Source organism: Bacilli bacterium (assembly GCA_036381315.1).
GTDB lineage: Bacteria > Bacillota > Bacilli > Paenibacillales > KCTC-25726 > DASVDB01.
On record DASVDB010000177.1, the window covers coordinates 1 to 2,112 of the forward strand.

The 2,112-nt window shown below is 51.9% G+C and carries 3 protein-coding genes; all 3 read right to left on the minus strand.

Going from position 1 to position 2,112, the window contains the following annotated elements; genetic code table 11:
• Nucleotides 1-197: 197 nt before the first annotated feature.
• Nucleotides 198-572 carry a hypothetical protein gene (locus tag VF260_13315; GenBank protein ID HEX7058161.1) on the minus strand — a complete coding sequence of 125 codons (375 nt, stop codon included), beginning with the start codon at nucleotides 570-572 and terminating at the stop codon, nucleotides 198-200.
• A 153-nt stretch (nucleotides 573-725) separates the two neighbouring features.
• Nucleotides 726-1,706 (minus strand): haloacid dehalogenase-like hydrolase, encoded by a 981-nt coding sequence (locus VF260_13320; GenBank protein ID HEX7058162.1) that lies wholly within the window; start codon nucleotides 1,704-1,706, stop codon nucleotides 726-728.
• Nucleotides 1,707-1,722: 16 nt separating this feature from the next.
• A partial coding sequence (gene lepB, locus VF260_13325; protein ID HEX7058163.1) for a signal peptidase I occupies nucleotides 1,723-2,112 on the minus strand: 390 nt, incomplete at its 5' end.

The window sequence follows — 2,112 nt, forward strand, 5'->3', positions numbered from 1 at the left end:
GCGCTTGCTGAGCAGGCAAATGCCAGGATCGGCAAGCAGACAAGGCTTATGAAAAACTTGCTAACTTTCATGCCTATCGCCCCTTGAGAATATAGTCATACTTGTTAGTGTTGACCGCTTCCAAGAAATTTATTCCAATAAAAAAAGAACGCCTTGCGGCGCTCTTTTCCCCTTGCATGTTTTTGCTATATATATTGTTATTCCTGCACAATCAGTTTTGCTTTCATGTCGGCGTGGCCCGTACCGCACAACACGGCGCATCGCATATCGAACGTGCCGGCTTTATCGAAAGTGACCTTTTTCTCGTTATTGTTGCTGTCCAGCTTCACGTCGTAACCGTCAATTTCCAGGCCGTGCAGGCCGATTTGGCTGTCCAGCGTAACGGTTAAGGTCTGGCCTTTTTTCACAACATATTCCGGTTTGTCAAACTGGAAGTTCGTAGCGATGACCAGCAATTGGTCATCCCGCTGTTCCGCCGCTTTCTCCTTGCCGTTAGGCGCATTGATCGCCAAAACGATTACACCGAATACAAAGGCGCCCACAAACAAGACAAAATATAAATACTTCATCATGGTAAATCCCCCAGCTCTGTATATGATTTTGATTCGACGATAGCAGAAACTTACCGTAAAGCGGCTTTCATTGAGAATCGTTATCGTCCGGCAAAACTACAAATACTATATTACAAAAGAACGTCCGCTTATTTCAACTTATTTTTAAAATTTTTATTCGTTGACATGCCACGGCGGCTCCGACACGCTTCTTACGATGGCCTGCTCCTTTTCCTGGTAAATGGCCTCCGCTATTTGGCGGGTTTGCTCGCGCAGCCACATCGTCGTCTGGGTAAGCTCCGTATAATCGGCCTCGCCATACATATCGATACGGTTGTCCTTGCGCAGCCTGTCCGCTTGCTGGAACTCTTTCACCGCCCCGCGTTTGTACACGGCAAACGTTCGTCCGCCGTTTTGCCTGACAATGGAAAACGCGGGCACGTCGCTTGGCCCGTCGGCGATATAAATCATATGCGCAAACGGCACCCGGCGGTCATGAGGCGACATCGACGCGTTGACGTCAATTTTTTCGTCCACGTTCGAACCTTTGTTGATTTCAAATATCGCCCGGGTTTTCGAAGTGTTGTCGATCGTATAGCCGACTTGCGTGATTTGCCGCTGTCCGGCGGCGGGCCCTGCCGCGCGCTGCGCCTCGTTCGCGCCGCAAAGCGCGGACAACTCCGGCTCTTCGATAAACTCGCAGCCCCATATGCCGTTTACATACGGCGCGATGCGCGAACCCCGGATCATCTCCGCCAATCCGGTGCTGACGATATAATGCTCGACGCTGATTTTATATTTGCGGTAGCGCTTGTCTTCTTCAATCCACCTGCGCAACTCTCCGAAAAATTCCGGCAACCCCGGATAGAAGGTCAATTGCGCGCCCAACTCGTGCAACACATCATTGTTCAAACCCGGAAACACCCCCTGCTGCACGCAGGTAAGAAAATGATTGAGGTAAATCGTTTCCCGGTTGACCCGCATGCGCGGATACTTGCGGCGGTATGCGGCTGCGAGCGCGTTCACTTCCTCCCAGAAAGCGTTGCCGTTAACGCCGTATTTGGCGAAAATCGGCTGCTGCATGTAGCCGTCGATCAAGGTTTTGTCGAAGTCCCAGATCAGGGCAATCACATTGCGTTCAAACGGTTGAACCACGCGCATCCCCCCTCGACTAGTCAATCGTTCCAAACTTGCTGAGCGGCCAAATACGGAAAATGATTTTTCCTTCGATACTGTTTAAATCGATCGGGCCAATCTCGGGGCTGCGGCTGTCCAGGCTTACTTCCCTGTTGTCGCCCATCACAAAAACCTTGTGCGCCGGCACCGTATAAGGCAACTTCATCCCGTTCGGGTACGTCTTGCCCTTCACATAAGGCTCATACAGCTCCCGCCCGTTCAGATACAATTTGCCGTCGCGCATGTCGATCACATCTCCCGGCAGCCCGATGATGCGCTTGACCAGCCTGCGGTCGCTCTCCGGGCCATGCACGATCACAATATCGCCGCGGCTCGGGCCGTAAAACCGGTACGTGATTTTGTCCTCGATCAGGCGCTGGCCTTC